The 15,384-nt window shown below is 62.7% G+C and carries 14 protein-coding genes; 12 read left to right on the top strand and 2 right to left on the bottom strand.

From position 1 onward, the window contains the following. Positions 1–111: 111 nt before the first annotated feature. Positions 112–2,484, bottom strand: coding sequence for an outer membrane protein assembly factor BamA (gene bamA / locus HX786_RS29350; protein ID WP_134326193.1), 2,373 nt, complete (start codon positions 2,482–2,484; stop codon positions 112–114). A 213-nt stretch (positions 2,485–2,697) separates the two neighbouring features. Between bamA and HX786_RS29345 the strand changes: the two genes are divergently transcribed. From HX786_RS29345 to HX786_RS29335, 3 genes are all read left to right on the top strand, one after another. Further along, the gene (locus HX786_RS29345; protein ID WP_003211262.1) at positions 2,698–3,381 is read left to right on the top strand and encodes a response regulator transcription factor; all 684 of its coding nucleotides are present in this window, start codon (positions 2,698–2,700) and stop codon (positions 3,379–3,381) included. Further along, the gene (locus HX786_RS29340; protein WP_177023417.1) at positions 3,378–4,658 is read left to right on the top strand and encodes an ATP-binding protein; all 1,281 of its coding nucleotides are present in this window, start codon (positions 3,378–3,380) and stop codon (positions 4,656–4,658) included. Before HX786_RS29345 ends, HX786_RS29340 begins: the two co-directional genes overlap by 4 nt. A gap of 80 nt (positions 4,659–4,738) precedes the next feature. Next, positions 4,739–5,188 carry a hypothetical protein gene (locus tag HX786_RS29335; protein WP_177021191.1) on the top strand — a complete coding sequence of 150 codons (450 nt, stop codon included), beginning with the start codon at positions 4,739–4,741 and terminating at the stop codon, positions 5,186–5,188. A 92-nt stretch (positions 5,189–5,280) separates the two neighbouring features. Here HX786_RS29335 and HX786_RS29330 read toward each other — a convergent pair whose 3' ends face one another. Beyond that, positions 5,281–8,106, bottom strand: a complete 2,826-nt coding sequence (locus HX786_RS29330) for a winged helix-turn-helix domain-containing protein (RefSeq protein ID WP_178912962.1) — start codon at positions 8,104–8,106, stop codon at positions 5,281–5,283. 576 nt (positions 8,107–8,682) lie between these two features. Between HX786_RS29330 and HX786_RS29325 the strand changes: the two genes are divergently transcribed. The 9 genes from HX786_RS29325 (at position 8,683) to HX786_RS29285 (ending at position 15,376) form a co-directional block, all read left to right on the top strand. Beyond that, positions 8,683–8,955 (top strand): DUF2282 domain-containing protein, encoded by a 273-nt coding sequence (locus HX786_RS29325; protein ID WP_003211270.1) that lies wholly within the window; start codon positions 8,683–8,685, stop codon positions 8,953–8,955. Continuing rightward, positions 8,952–9,380: a DoxX family protein gene (locus HX786_RS29320; RefSeq protein WP_003211272.1), complete on the top strand. Its 429-nt coding sequence runs from the start codon at positions 8,952–8,954 to the stop codon at positions 9,378–9,380. The genes HX786_RS29325 and HX786_RS29320 overlap by 4 nt, the downstream gene beginning before the upstream one ends. 45 nt (positions 9,381–9,425) lie before the next feature. After that, positions 9,426–10,193 (top strand): alpha/beta fold hydrolase, encoded by a 768-nt coding sequence (locus tag HX786_RS29315; RefSeq protein WP_003211274.1) that lies wholly within the window; start codon positions 9,426–9,428, stop codon positions 10,191–10,193. Between the two features lie 25 nt (positions 10,194–10,218). Beyond that, positions 10,219–10,491 (top strand): hypothetical protein, encoded by a 273-nt coding sequence (locus tag HX786_RS29310; RefSeq protein WP_003211275.1) that lies wholly within the window; start codon positions 10,219–10,221, stop codon positions 10,489–10,491. 56 nt (positions 10,492–10,547) lie between these two features. Beyond that, positions 10,548–11,399, top strand: a complete 852-nt coding sequence (locus tag HX786_RS29305) for a DUF692 domain-containing protein (protein ID WP_178912963.1) — start codon at positions 10,548–10,550, stop codon at positions 11,397–11,399. Continuing rightward, positions 11,396–12,172, top strand: coding sequence for a DNA-binding domain-containing protein (locus HX786_RS29300; RefSeq protein ID WP_178912961.1), 777 nt, complete (start codon positions 11,396–11,398; stop codon positions 12,170–12,172). The genes HX786_RS29305 and HX786_RS29300 overlap by 4 nt, the downstream gene beginning before the upstream one ends. A 4-nt stretch (positions 12,173–12,176) precedes the next feature. Then, positions 12,177–12,713, top strand: coding sequence for an alpha/beta fold hydrolase (locus tag HX786_RS29295; RefSeq protein ID WP_178912960.1), 537 nt, complete (start codon positions 12,177–12,179; stop codon positions 12,711–12,713). Positions 12,714–12,805: 92 nt separating this feature from the next. Further along, positions 12,806–14,170 carry an MFS transporter gene (locus tag HX786_RS29290; RefSeq protein WP_178912959.1) on the top strand — a complete coding sequence of 455 codons (1,365 nt, stop codon included), beginning with the start codon at positions 12,806–12,808 and terminating at the stop codon, positions 14,168–14,170. A 75-nt stretch (positions 14,171–14,245) separates the two neighbouring features. Continuing rightward, positions 14,246–15,376, top strand: coding sequence for an MFS transporter (locus HX786_RS29285; RefSeq protein WP_177055902.1), 1,131 nt, complete (start codon positions 14,246–14,248; stop codon positions 15,374–15,376). Positions 15,377–15,384 lie beyond the last annotated feature (8 nt).

The raw sequence follows: 15,384 nt of genomic DNA, 5'->3' as shown, positions 1-15,384 counted from the left end.
GTGGTGGGGCAAGAGCGTTTTGCTTACTTTTGCGCTTTTCAAAAGTGAGCCGCTGTAAGAGCGGAACCAATAGCGGCCATAACCGCAAAAACGGATATGTACCCAGGCAGATCAGAAATTCTGCCCCATGGAGAACTGGAACACCTGCTTGGTCGCATTCTCCGGCGTACGAACCGGCAACGCCAGGTTGATACTCAACGGCCCCAACGGGCTGTACCACGTAGCCCCAACCCCCACAGATGCACCCAGCTGACTCAGGTCAACCCCATTACAACCCTGGGTAGTACTGAGGGCACACTTGTCCGAATAAACGTTACCCACATCCCAGAACACAGACGTACGCACCGACTTATTATCTTTAAGGAACGGCATCGGAAACAGATATTCCGCCCCCCCGGTAATCAGGATGTTGCCCCCCAACGCCTCGGGACTGCGGTCGCTGTAGTACTGCTGGCCCGCACTGGCATACGCCCCGGTCGCCGGCGTACTGCGCGGCCCAAGCGTGCCGCTTTCAAACCCGCGCACCGAACCTTCACCCCCGGCCGTGTAGTTTTCATAAAACGGCAGGCCGTCCGTCGAGCCGTACCCGTTGGCGTAACCGAGCTTGGTATGCAAACGCAGCGTCGTCGAATTGGTGATCGGCACAAATGTCTGCCCGGAATAATCGAGTTTGTAGAAACTCAAGTCACTGCCCGGAAGCGTCACCGTCAGGTTCAGGTTCTGCGAGTAACCACGGGTCGGCATCACGCCTTTGTTCAACGTCGACTCCGACCACCCAAGATTCGCCTTGAAGTTGGTGAACTCACTGCCTTCGCGCTGAAGAAAATCGTAGATCTCATCAGAGCTGTAGATGCCCGGGTCGATACTGTCGTGTTGCACCGTCAGGCCGAAACTCAACCGCGAGGTTTCATTGATCGGGTAGCCGAGTGTGGCCCCCAGGCCGTAACTGTTGATGGAGTAGTAGGAAACACCGCTGCCATCGTCGTAGTAGTTGTTGTAATCGGTGGCACTGTAGAACGCGTTATAGCCCAGGCTCACCCCGTCCGGCGTGAAGTAGGGGTTGGTAAAGCCAATGTTGTACTTGCTCTGGTACTGCGAGCGGGTCAGGCCCAGGCTGGCATAATCTCCGGTGCCCAGGAAGTTGTTCTGGGTGATCGAACCGCCAAGGATCAGCCCGGCATCCTGGGCAAAACCGACGCTGGCGGTAATCGAGCCGGACGCTTGTTCTTCGACCGCGTAGTTCACATCAAGCTGGTCGTCGACCCCCGCCACGGCCGGGGTTTCGACGTTGACCTCCTTGAAGAAGCCCAGGCGCTCAAGGCGAACCTTGGACTGGTCGATCAGGTAGGTCGACGCCCAGCCACCTTCCATCTGGCGCATTTCCCGGCGCAGCACCTGGTCGTCGGTCTTGGTGTTGCCACGGAAGTTGATGCGGTTCACATAGGCCCGTTTGCCCGGGTCGACCGCAAACACGATGTCCACGGTGTGGTCTTCATCGTGGGGCGTGGGCATGCCGTTGACGTTGGCGAAGGTGTAGCCGTCGTTACCCAGGCGCCGGGTGATCAGGTCCGAGGTGGTGGTCATCAGCTTGCGCGAGAACACCTGGCCTTTCTGCACCAGCAACAGGGCTTCAAGCTGGTCCTGGGGCACTTTCAAGTCGCCGCTGAGCTTCACGTCACGCACCGTGTATTTCTCGCCTTCGTTGATGTTGACGGTGATATAGACGTGCTTCTTGTCCGGGGTGATGGACACCTGGGTCGAGGTGATGTCCATGTTGATATAACCACGGTCCAGATAATAGGAGCGCAGGCGTTCCAGGTCCCCGGTGAGTTTTTCACGGGCGTACTTGTCATCGTTGGTGAAGAACGACAGCCAGTTGCTGGTCTTGAGGGTGAACGTGCCGATCAGTTCCTTGTCGGTAAACACGTGGTTGCCCACCACGTTGATGTGCTGGATCGCGGCCACGGAGCCTTCGTCGATCTTGACCTTCAGGCCCACGCGGTTACGCGGCTGCGGCAGCACTTCGGTGTCGACCGTGGCCGAATAGCGACCCTGGGCCACGTACTGGCGCTGCAGTTCGTTGCGCATGCCTTCCAGGGTGGCGCGCTGGAAGATCTCGCCCTCGGCCAGGCCCGACTGCTTCATGCCCTTGAGCAGGTCTTCGGTGGAGATGGCCTTGTTGCCTTCGAACTCGATGCTGGACACCGATGGGCGCTCGACCACATTGATGATCAGCACCGTGCCGTCGCGGCTCAATTGGATGTCCTGGAAGAAGCCGGTCTTGAACAACGCACGGGTGGAATCCACCAGCCGTCGGTCATCCGCTTCGTCCCCCACGTTCAGCGGCAAGGCACCAAACACGCTGCCCGCCGAGACCCGTTGCAGACCGTTGATACGGATATCCGAGATTTTGAAGGCTTCAGCGTGTGCAAGTGTGACATTGAGCAGCAGCGCAACCGAGCAGAGCAGGCGCGAAAAATTCATCAAGATCTTTTCCAGAACACATCGACAAGCAGCGCAAGCGCGCCGGGATGACTCGCCGCAGGCGGGCCACCACGACGCGGCCAGACGGGTGGACGGCAAGCATAAGAGCGCCGGGGGTTTGGTGCGGTTAACCAAGTGTCAAGTTAGGTAAAGGTTGGCCCCGGGGCGATGAGGCTGGGCGATACTGTGGGGGTACCCTTTCACGAGCTCGCCATGATCCGCGTATTGCTAGTCGACGATGACCAGGAACTGACTGAAATGCTGGGCCAATACCTGGAGCATGAAGGCTTTGAGGCGACCTGCGTGCACACCGGCGAGGAGGGTGAGGTCGAGGCACTGTCGGGGCGCTACAGCATTGTGGTGCTGGACGTGATGCTGCCCAGGCTGTCGGGCATAGAAGTGCTCAGGCGCATCCGCGCCAGCAGCCAGGTGCCGGTGGTGTTGCTCACGGCCCGGGGCGACAACATCGACCGGATCACCGGGCTGGAGCTTGGCGCGGACGATTACGTGCCCAAGCCCAGTTCCCCGGGTGAACTGGTGGCGCGCCTGCGCGCGATCATGCGCCGGGTGCAGCCCGTGGACCCGCCGGCCGCTGACGTGATCAAGACCGGCGCCCTGGTGCTCTGGCCCGGCAAGCGTCAGGCCCTCTGGAAAGGCTGCGCACTGGGGCTGACCAGTACCGAATTCAGCCTGCTCGAAGTGCTGGCCCGGTGCGCCGGCCAGGTGGTGAGCAAAAAGGACCTGTCCCTCAATGCCCTGGGCTGCCCGTTGACCCGTTACGACCGACGCATCGACGTGCACATCAGCAGCATTCGCCAGAAGTTGGGCCCGCGCCCGGATGCCAAGGCCTGGATCCAGAGCGTGCGTGGCCTCGGTTACCTGTTGATCGCCGAATGATGAAACCCAGCCGGCTGTTCTGGAAACTGTTCCTGGCCTTTTGGCTGGCCACCAGCCTGACGTTTCTGGTGGGGTTGAGCATTCTGGTGGCGGGCAGCCTGGGCCCCGGGGACCATCATCTGGATGCGATCCTGGCCAGCGAAGAACAGTTGCTGGAACAGTACGGTGTCGAGTCGGGCCGCCAGCTCCTGGCGGTGTGGCAGCCACCCCACGGCCAAGCCATTGGCGTTTATGACAGTGCCGGTCAATTGCTGGCCGGCACGCCGGTCTCGCAGGTGGCTTATGAAAAGTCTCTGATCAGCAAGGACGGGGCCGCGCTGTCCCTCAGGTCTTCCCATCCTCCCCACGAACCCGGGCGCCTGGGCCACTGGATCCCGCTGATCATCGGCACGCTGATGAGCGCGCTGTTCAGTGGGTACATGGCCTACTACCTGGCGTGGCCGCTGGCTTATCTGCGGCGGGCGATGGGCGACGTTGCGCTGGGCCGCTTCGAAACCCGGGTGCGGCCGATGATGGGCAAGCGCCGTGATGAAATCGTCGACCTGGCCGAAGACTGCGACCGCATGGCCAACCAGCTCAAGCTGCTGGTGGAAGCCCAGCAACAGCTGTTGCACGACATCTCCCATGAACTGCGCTCACCGTTGACGCGCCTGCAAGTGGCCATCGGGCTGTTGCAGCAAGACCCGGCACGCCAGGAAATGCTCGGGCGCATCCAGCGTGAATCGGCGCGCATGGACACGCTGATCGAGGCGCTGCTGACCCTGGCGCGTGTGCAGGGCCGTCCCGAAAGCATCGAGCGCGAGCCGGTGGATATCGTCGAATTGCTGGCCGTGATTGTCGAGGATGCTCAGTTCGAGGCGGGTATCAAAGGCTGCAGTGTCAGCTTGCAGGCGTGTCCGGACTTTGTCAGTCGGGCCAGCGGCGAGCTGCTGTATCGGTGTTTCGAAAATGTCATTCGAAATGCCGTGCGCTACACGCAACCTGATACCACGGTGCGGGTTTCGGCGGAGGTCAGCCCCGACAACCGTTGGCTGCGGGTGCTGATCACCGATCAGGGGCCGGGTGTTGAAAACCTGCGGTTGCGGAGTATTTTCGAACCTTTCGAACGTGGCCCGAATGACACCGATGCCGGTTTCGGACTGGGCCTTGCGATCGCCTTGAGGTCCGTGGAAATGCATGGCGGCACCATCGAGGCGCACAACGAGCCGTCCGGCGGGTTGAGCGTGGAAATCATCCTGCCTCGGGTGGGATCTTTACACGATATTACATTGGCTTGACCGCCCTGTACGCCCTGCGCCTTTAGACTTTTCTCCTGCGTGAGCTGATGTTCAGTGACGCCATTGGCGTGGAGGTGGCGATGTTTCAGGTGCACAAAAAAGGCTTCGTGGCCGGCAAGAAAATGGTCGACGGCCTGGTGCCTTACGATTTCTTCTGTGAAGACAGCCCGGCGATCAACCTGTTCGTGTTTACCGGCTCTGCGGCCCTCGGCCAAACCGTGGAAGAGCAGACATTGTGGGGCTTTACCCGGCTGGAGCGGTTTGAAGCCATGACCGGCGCCCTGGTGGCGAACAAGAAGAACGACGGCTGGTTTCAAAGCGTCAACGTGCTCACCGGGCCCAGCCAGAACGGCACCCAAAGTGTGAAATTCCAGCGCGTGCTGAAGATCATCAAGCACGCCACCGCCACGGGCCGCGCGACCAGCAAGTTTGAATACGAGATTCATACGGATGAAGGCGACACCTACTTCACCCGCCGACCCGCTGCACCCGACAGTGCGCAAACCGTCATTTATGCAGCGGATCAATAGCGCGGCTGCCGGGGTTCAAAAAGAGCGAAAAGGGGACAGATTTATTTATAAAATAAATCTGTCCCCTTTTTACCGTTACATGCCGGCAGCCTCTACCGGTGCTGAAACCTTGGCAACGAAGCAATCCGCATCTTCGGCTCCTGCAACCTGGCCAGGTCACTGGCAATCTGCGCCCGCCAGAAATGCGCCCCGGCCAGTTGCGCATCCACCCACGCCTGGCGCAGCAACACCTTGGCCTTGTCCACCGACCCGTACTGGGCCTGGCGCAGAATCAGCTGCGCCTTGATCCGCAACATCTGCGGCACGAACCAGCGCTCATGCCGGCCCAGCGCCAATTGCAGGGTGTCTTCCAACACCTCCAGCGCCAGTTTCTCCAGGCCCAGCCGCGCCAGCCCCAGGGCGTATTCACAACGCAGCAAGCTATAAAGCTGGCTGTCGCCTTGCCCATGCAGGTGATGCAAGGCCTCACCCAGCAACGGCACGCCTTCTTCGGGCGACCCCTGGCGGATCAGCAGGATGCTCTCGAAGCACAGCCGAAACTGACGCCAGATGTGCAGGTCCTGCTGGGTCGTGCTGTCTTGCAGCAAGCCCAGGTAGTACCGCACCTTGGGCAGGTTGGACGCCAACAGCGCCAGGGGAATTGCCCCCAGGCACAGGGTGTACCAGAGGGTCGCGGGGTGATCGAGGGTGATGGCTTCATCGACGCAACTGCCGATCAGGCGCAGCGCCGGGTCGACATCGCCTTCCAGCAACTGCACCTGTGCCTTGAGGCAGCGGGCGGCGATGCGCTGGTCAAAATGCACGTCGATAATATGCGAGCGCGGCGCTGACGGTGACCCCAGCGCCTCGTCGATATTCTGTCGGGCGCCGGCCAGGTCGCCCATGTGAAACAACGCCAGCGCGCGCATGCGTTTACCCAGCAGTTGCTGGTTGCCGCTGTGGCTCAGGCTGATGTAGCGCTCGGCCAATTCCAGCGCTTCGGCGTACTGGTTGCAGCCGCAGCGGTCACTCCACAGGCCCCACAGCGCCCGCAGCTTGTGCTCGGCATCGCCCAGGTCGCGGGCGTCTTCACGCACCTGGCGCCAGGCTTCGCGCATTGGCCCGCCGGTGCCATAGGTGAGCATCAGCACGCTGGCCAGGGCGGTTTGCAACAGCATGCGCTGGCGCAGCGGCAGCGGGGTGGTGGCGGCGCTGGCCAGGCCTTTGTCGACCCAGGTGCGGCACTCGCTGACCAGCGACAGGCGCAGCCACAGCGGCACACCGCCCAGGGTCAGTTCGATGCCGGTGGGCAGGTCGCCCGAGGCTGAAAAGGCCCACTCCAGCGCGGTGCGGATGGTGTTGATTTCCGGGCCGTAGAGGCCGATCCAGGTCTCGGGAGAAAGCCCGTCGAGGGTCTGCCCGGCTTCCTGCAATACGCCCAGCGCATACAGTGCATGACGCTGGCGGGTGGCATCGGCTTCGCCGTGTTCGTTGAGTTTCTCCAGGGCGTAGGCGCGGGTGGTTTCCAGCAGGCGGTAGCGCTTGAGCAACTGCGATTCACCGGCGATCAGCAGCGACTTGTCCATCAGGCTTTCCAGCAAGGGCAGGGCATTGCGTGCATCGAGGGTGCTGCTGGCGGTCATGGCCTTGACCGCGTCCAGGGTAAAAGAACCGGTGAACACCGCCAGTTGGCGCAACATGGCCTGTTCGTCGCCGGTGAGCATCGAGTAGGTCCAGTCCAGGGTCGCGCTCAGTGAACGGTGGCGGGCGAGGGCGGTGCGCCGGCCGGTCATTTGCAGGCGGAAGCTGCCGTCGAGCAACCCCACCAGGTCCTGGATGCCAAAGGTGCGGACTCGCGCTGCGGCGATTTCGATGGCCAGGGCGTTGCTGTCGAGCTTGCGGCAGATGGCGCTGGCGGCGGCGACGTCGGTGTCCTTGAACACGAAGCCGGGGTCGAGGGCCTTGACCCGTTCGATGAACAGGGCGATGCCCGACCAGGTCATGGCTTGCTCGGCACTCAAGTTCACGTCTTCGTCCGGCACCAGCAGCGGTGCGAGGTCGTGCACCCGTTCGCCTTCGGCCCGCAGCGGTTCGCGGCTGGTGGTCAGCACGCAGCACTGGGGCGCGCAGCGCAGCAGCACTTCGACGACGTCGGCGGTGGCTTGCAGCACGTGCTCGCAGTTGTCGAGCACCAGCAGCAACGGGCTGTTGGCGAGCATCGAGGCCACGCTTTGCAAGGGCTCGTCACTCACGCTTTGAATGCCCAGGGCGTTGGCGAGCATGCCGGCCACCCATTGGCCGCTGGTGGCGGGGGCCAGGTCGACGAAGCACATGCCCTGGTGAAAGCGGCCCTGCAGCAACTGCGCCACGGCCAGGGCCACGGTGGTCTTGCCGATGCCGCCGGGGCCGGTGATGGTCACGAAACGCTGGCTCAGTACCTGGTCGGCCAGGCTCAGGATCAGCTGTTCGCGACCAATCACTGTGCTGGGCGGCGGTTGCAGGTTGGGCACGTCCACCGTCGGGGCGGGCACCAGCGCCTGGGCGATGGCGCCTTCACTCACTGCCTGCATCGTCACCGGCGCGACAAACCGATAACCCCGGCCTGGCACGGTGACGATGTAGCTGAAGTTGCCGTCATCCCCCAGCGCCCGGCGCAGCGCAACGATCTGCGCGCGCAGGTTGCATTCCTCCACCACCACTTTGGGCCAGGCGAAAGAGATCAGCTCGGACTTTTCCAGCAACTCGCCAGCCCGGCTGGCGAGGGCGATCAGCAAGTACAAGGCGCGGCTGCCGAGGGTCACCGGCTCGCCGTTGCGCAGCAATACATGCTGGCGCGCCAACAAGAGAAAGGGGCCAAAACCGATTGCATTCTCGGTGTGGTCCGGGGCCTGGGGGACGAGGTCCGTGAAGGACGCTGCGGGGTATTTGCTCGAACTCATCAATTTGTCCTTTTTTGTAGTCGGGCTTGTTATTGGCGATCAGGCCATTCGCCCTTTTGGGTGCTTACGTGCGGCAGCAGGCTTGGAGAGTTGAAGTCGATCAAAAAGGTGAGAGTTGTCGCCCTCCTTTGGGGCATGGACGTTGTTATAGGGCGCGGGGCCGTTGGGTTTCAGGCGATGAGACTGTTTCAATTTAGAAACATTTTATTACTAGAAAACCTGATGTAGCAGAATGTATGCCAGTTGGCATGTAACAAAGATGACAACAACCGTATGAAATTTATGGGGATTTTTGAGGTCGTCGAAAGTGGGGGAAGGTGGGTGTTCGGAAAGGCGAATATTTCTAATTGTGTCGTTCGGGATGCCGAATAAAACGGCGGTGGTTTGGCGTGGTTTTTTTGGCTGTGTATCAGACTGTGTATCAGCACCCACCTGATACACCGGCATGAATAGAAGGAGGAAACGCGACACAGACGGGATACACGCCTGGCTTTAAATCTGTCTACCAGATGGCGCAGGCGGTCACCCACCGCACAAGCGCCCTGGCCACATTCAGTCAAGCCAGGAGATTCAACAATGAAGCGCCATTACGCAGCCCTTGCCGCCACCCTCGCACTGTCCCTCGGTGCCTTCGCCGCCACCGCCCATGCCGAGGATGCCAAGCCTCAGGAAAAATGCTTCGGCGTGTCCCTCGCCGGTGCCAACGATTGCGCCGCCGGTGCCGGGACTTCCTGCGCCGGCACCGCCAAGGCGGATTACCAGGGCAACGCCTGGGTGCTGGTGGACAAAGGCACCTGCACCCAGATCAAAACCCCCAAAGGCTTCGGCAGCCTGACGGAACAACCATGATTGCCCTGGCCCCTGCGGTGCTCAAGCGTGTGCTGCCTGAGGCGCTGCTGTTGCTGGTGGCCCGCCTCGGGATCGCTTCGGTGTTTTTCCTCTCGGGCCGCACCAAGGTGACCGGTTTCCTGCAGCTCAAGCCGTCGACCTACACCTTGTTTCGCTCGGAATACGCCTTGCCGCTGGTGCCGCCGGACTGGGCAGCGCACCTGGCGACCTACGCCGAGCATCTGTTCCCGCTGTTGCTGGTGCTGGGCCTGCTGACCCGCCCGGCGGCTGCCGCGCTGTTGGGCATGACCCTGGTGATCGAGGTGTTCGTGTACCCCGACGCCTGGCCGACCCACCTGACCTGGGCGGGCTTGTTGCTGCCGCTGCTGGCGTATGGCGGCGGGGCCTGGTCACTGGACCGCGTGCTGTCCGGCCAACGCCGTTAACCCTTTCACAACAATGATCAGGCCCCAAGGCCTGTGGAGAGTCGCATGCGTATTCTTTCTTCCCTGGCGATCGCCATGGCACTCGCTACACCGTTGGTGGCCTCGGCCGCCGATGCAGCCAAGCCCCAGCCGGGCACCGGTAAAAGCGTGGTGATCGTGCCCGGTTCCTTTGTCGACGGCTCCGGCTGGCGAGTGGTGCACGACATCCTGATTCACAAGGGCTACAAGGTCACCGTGGTGCATCAGGGCCATGAAAGCCTCGCCGCCGACGTGGCCGAGGCCCGCGAAGTGCTGGAGCAGCAGGTCGGCCCGGTGGTGCTGGTGGGTCACAGCTCCGGCGGCGGGGTGATCTCGATTGCCGGTGACCGCGACAAGGTCAAGTCGATGGTCTATGTCTCGGCCCTGCAACCGGAAGTCGGCGAGAACATGAGCCAGCTGCTGTCGTCGATGCCGGCGCCGAGCAATGACGTGATGCAGACTCGCGACGGGCATCTGTTCTTTGATCGCACCAAGTTCAATGCCGACTTTGCTGCCGACCTGACCACCAACCGCACCGACTTCATGGCCGCCTCCCAGGTGCCGGCCACCACCGCGCTGTTCGGCGGCACCGTGTGGGCCGCGGCCTGGCACAAGAAGCCGACCTACGCCGTGGTGTCCACCGAAGACCGTGCCCTGAGCCCCGATCTGCAGCGCTGGATGTACAAGCGCGCCGGCTCGAAAGTCACTGAAATCAAGGCCAGCCACTCGGTGTACATCTCCCAGCCCGAGGCTGTGGCGAAGGTCATCGAAGACGCGGCATCCGTCATCAAATAAACCCCACCCCCGAGGAGTAATACCCATGAGCACATCCATCAAATCCCGCTTGAGCCTTGCCACTGCTGCCGCCCTGATCGCCATGGCGTCCGCTTCCTTCGCGGCGGCCGCCAGCGCCGCCGACCAGCCGGAACAGCCGGGTCGCTGCTACGGCGTGAACAACTGCAAGGGCGAAAGCCTGTGCGCCACGGCCAAGAACGATTGCAAGGGCCTCAACAGCTGCAAGGGCCAGGGCGTTGTCGTCAAGACCCCGTCCGAGTGCCTGAAGCTGGGCGGCACCACTACCGAACCGAAGTAACACCCCGGCGGGCCCAGGTTGGGCCCGCCGCCTATTTATGCAACGGAGACCACATGATGCCGACACCCAACCCGCGTTTTCCAGGCTATGGCCTGGGGCTGCGCAAGGAACACTACAGCGAGTTCCTGGAGAACCCGGTGGCGGTGGATTTCGTTGAAGTGATCTCCGAGAATTTCATGGTCGCGGGCGGCCAGCCCCGGCACATCCTGCGCCAGATTCGCGAGCGGTATCCGGTGGCGCTGCACGGGGTGTCGATGTCGATCGGCACGGCCGAGGGCCTCGATCGCGATTACCTGAAACGCCTCAAGTCGCTGGTGGACGAGATCGAACCGCTGTTTGTGTCCGACCACTTGAGCTGGTCCCGCAGTGGGGCCTTCAACTCCCATGATCTGCTGCCGGTGCCTTACACCCATGAGGCACTGGACCGGGTCTGCGCCAATATCGACCTGGCTCAAGAAGTGTTGGGCCGCACGATGCTGTTTGAAAACCCGTCCAGCTACCTGGCCTTTGATGGCGCGTCCATGAGCGAGTGGGAATTCATCGCCGCCATGTCCCGGCGCACCGGCTGCGAGCTGTTGCTGGACGTCAATAATGTGTTTGTCAGCGCCAGCAACCATGGCTTTGACGCTCTCGCGTTTCTCGACGGGATTCCGGCCGAGCGGGTCCGGCAAATTCACCTGGCCGGCCATAGCCAGGGCCGCGATTTGCTGATCGACAGCCACGACAGCCCGGTGTGTGATGACGTCTGGGACTTGTATGCCAAGGCCGTTGCGTTGCTCGGCCCGGTCGCCACGATGATCGAGCGCGATGACGAGATCCCGCCCCTGGCAGAGCTGCTGGAGGAGCTGTCGATCGCCCGCATGCTCGGTGCCTCCGAGGCCTACAAGCGTGCGCAGGTGCGCTCATGAATCTCGCGCAATGGCAGCAGGCTTTTCATACCTGGCTGGTGAGTGCCTCGGAGCAGTCGGCCGAGATGTTGGGTAACAAGGCCGCGGGACTGGCGGTGTATCAGAACAACTACCGCGCGCAATTGGTGGGTTGCCTGGAACAGGCGTTTCCCAACCTGCGGCGCTGGGTCGGGGACGAGGCGTTCCTGGCCGCGTGCGTCAGCCATATCGACCGGCATCCGCCCCATGCCTGGACCCTGGACGTCTATCCCGAGGGTTTTCACCTGACCCTGGGCGAACTGTTCCCCAACAATCCCGACGTGCATGAACTGGCCTGGATCGAGTCGTCGCTCAATGAAGCGTTTGTCGCCGCCGATGCCAGCCCGTTGCCCATGGACGTGCTGGCGTCGGTGGATTGGGACACGGCACGCCTGCAACTCACGCCGTCGCTGCGCTGCCATGGGCTGACCACCAACGCCGAGGCGATCTGGTCGGCATTGTGGCAGCAAACCCCGGCGCCCGAGGCGCTGATGCTGGCCGAGGCCGGTGGGCTGCTGGTGTGGCGTCGGCAGTTCACTTCGCGCTTGCGCCAGGTCGATGCGCTGGAGTTCCAGGCCTTGGTGCACCTGCAAGGCGACGGCAGTTTTGCCGGGTTGTGCGAGTTTCTGGTAGCGCGCCTGGGGGAAGAGCAGGGCGTCGCGAAAGCCGGTGAGCTGTTGGCCGGCTGGATCGGCAGCGAGTTGATTGTGGGGGTCGTTGAAGACTTTTCTGTGTCGCATTTTTCGGAGCTCTAACACCATGTCCTTTTTCAATCGCCGGCGCTTTCTGATTTCCACCGCCATTGCTTCAGTGGCGTTGTCACTGCCGGTCATGGCGGTGCCCGCCCGTTGGACGATCCGCCAGGCCAGCACCGACCTGCTGGATATCGGCTACTACGAGGCCGGCCCGGAAGAGGGCAGGCCGATCATTTTGCTGCATGGCGCGGACGGCGACCTGGAGCGCTTCGCCGACGTCGTACCCTACCTGGCGTCCCAGGGCTTTCGGGTAGTTGCCCCGTACCTGCGTGGCCATGGCACTACCACGCCGCTGGACAAGGCGGCACCCGCCAGCACTCAGGAAGTGGTGCTCGGCCAGGACGTGCTGGACTTGATGAACGCCTTGCACATCCCCGAGGCGGTGCTCGGCGGGTTCGATCTCGGCGGCCGCGCTGCCACCGCCGCGGCGACCTTGCGGCCAAGCCGTTGCGTGGCATTGGTCACCGTCAACAGCGCGCCGCAGCCCGCCCTGGCCGAGGTGCTGGTGCAGATGGCGCAGATGGGCAAATGGCGCACCTGAACATGAATATTTGGACAGCCGCGCATTTGCCCGCTGAAAAAAAAGGCCGCTGCCCGTAATCTAGACGCCTTTGCCACGTGTGCGGATTGTCCATGTCTTCAGTAGCTGATGGGTTGCCCAGTGATAAGCGTCTAGCGGCGGTTGTCGCCATTTCCCTGGGGATCGGCCTGGCGACCCTCGACACGGCCATCGTCAACACCGCGTTGCCGACCCTGGCCGAAGGGATTGGCACCGACTCCGCTTCGGTGATCTGGGTGGTCAATGCCTACCAGTTGGCGACCATCGCTGCGGTACTGCCCTTTGCGTCCCTGAGTGATGTGGTCGGCCACCGCCGGGTGTTCCTCGGCGGCTTGCTGGTGTTTGTGGTGGCGTCGCTGTGTTGCGGGCTGGCCTGGTCACTGCCGACGCTGACTGCCGCCCGGGTGGTGCAGGGCCTGGGCGCTGCGGCAATCATGAGCGTGAACATTGCGCTGCTGCGGCACATCTACCCGGCAAAAATCCTCGGCCGGGGGCTGGGGTATAACTCATTGGTGGTGGGGCTGGCCTTTACCCTGGGGCCGACGGCGGCGTCGGCGATTCTATCGGTGGCTACCTGGCACTGGTTGTACCTGATCAACCTGCCCCTGGGGGCACTGGCCCTGTGGCTCGGGGTGCGGGCGATTCCGGTGATCCCGATCACCGGGCATGCCTTCGACCGGCTGGCGGCAATTCTCTGCGCCGGGTTGTTTGCCCTGCTGGTGCTGGGCCTGGGCTCGGCGGTGCACGGTGCGCAGGCGGTGTTGACGCTGGGGCTGATCGCCGTGGCGCTGCTGTGCGGGCTGTTGCTGATCCGCCGTCAGGCCGGGCACCCGGCGCCGATGCTCGCGGTGGATCTGTTCAAGCGCCCGCTGTTCACCTTGTCGGCCCTCACCGCGATTTGCGCGTTCAGCGCCCAGGGGCTGGCGTTTGTGTCGCTGCCGTTCCTGTTGCAAACCGTGTTGGGGCACAGCCAGGTGGCCACCGGTTTCCTGATGACGCCGTGGCCGGCGGTGGTCGCGGTGATGGCGCTGATTGCCGGGCGCCTGGCGGACCGTATCTCCCTGGCATTGTTGTGCGGCATCGGCCTGGTGATGTTGAGCGCGGGCATGGCCTCGCTGGCGACCCTGGGCAACGACGCCTCGACCTTCGATATCGGTTGGCGCATGGCCCTGTGTGGCGCCGGGTTCGGTTTTTTCCAGTCGCCCAACCTCAAGGCGATCATGACCAGCGCACCGATTGCCCGCAGCGGGGGAGCCAGCGGGATCGTTGCCACGTCGCGGTTGATGGGGCAGACACTCGGCGCTTCGTTGGTGGCGTTGTGTTTCCACCTGTCCCTGAGCAGCGGCCCGCAGTACGCGTTGTGGCTGGGCTGCGGGTTTGCCCTGGTGGGCGCGGTGGCCAGCGGGTTGCGCCTGATGCAGGACGGCGCCAAGGTTTAATCATTTGGGCCTTGTAAAACTCTGAGGTAGACGGCTACCGTGGCCGTCTAAATAATTCTGAATGTTTCAGCTTTTATGTCTGATCTGGCCCAACGCAGTGCTGATTCCCACTCCCGCCGTGCCGCGCTGACCCTTGGCCTGTGCCTGCCCAGTGACGTGTTGCTGTACCTGGTGCTGCCGATGGAGTCCCAGGCGTTCGGTATCACCCTGGCCCAGGCCGGGGTGCTGCTGGCGGCCAACCGCCTGGTGCGGATCTTCGGCTACAGGCATGTTCTGAATTTCTACGCCCGCAACGGTGATCGGCTGACGTGCTCCATTGCCGCCGGCGCGGCGGCGGTGTGTGCTCTTGGCAACTCGATGCTGTCCGGGTTTGCGGCCTTGCTCGGGCTTCGGTTGGTCTGGGGCCTGTGTTTTGCGGCGTTGAACCTTTCCACTCAAGTATTGGCTACCTCTGAACCGCTGGGTGCGGCGCGGCGGGCGGGGCGGTCGCGGGCGTTGATTGCCCTGGGGCCGATGCTGGCCTTGCCGTTGGGTGGGTGGCTGACGTTGCAGGTGGGGCCGCGGCCGATCTTCTGGATTCTGGCGGTGTGTTGCCTGGTGGGGTTGTGGATGGCGCGGGGGTTGCCGACTGCGGGTCACAATTTGCATGGCACGCCGGGGCGGCGGTTCAAGTTGCCTGACAGTGTGGCGACCTGGTCGTTTATCGAAGGGGTGGCGCTGGATGGGCTGTTTATCTTTGGCCTGTCGATTCAGGCGCAGAAGCTGCTGGGGGGCAATGCGGTATTGATTGCCGGTGGGTTGATGGCGCTGCGATATGTTTCGGAGTTGCTTCTGAGTCCGCTGGGGGGGCGTGCTGCGCAGCAGTTTGGTGCTACTTCGATGTTGCTGCTGTTTTCGTTTCTCAGTGCGTTGGCGTTGGGGGCGTTTGGTAGTCATTGGGTGATTGTGGGGGCGGCGGCGGTGTTGGTGCTGCGGGCGTTGCAGTTGCCGTTGGTGACGACGCTGGTGGCGGAGCGTAATCCGGGGGCGATGCGGGTTTCGGCGTTGGCGTCGAATGCGGTGTGGCGTGATGTGGGGGCGGGGCTTGGGCCTTTGCTGGCGGGGTTGTTGTTGCCGGTGGCGTCGGCGCCTTGGGTGTTTGGCGTGGCGGGGGCGGCGATTGCGGTCAGTGCGGTGTTTTGCTGGCGGGCCAGGGGTTTAGCATGAGATGGGGG

Source organism: Pseudomonas sp. 21615526 (genome assembly GCF_013386245.1).
Classification (GTDB): Bacteria; Pseudomonadota; Gammaproteobacteria; order Pseudomonadales; family Pseudomonadaceae; genus Aquipseudomonas.
This window is presented reverse-complemented; position numbering and strand designations above follow the sequence as displayed.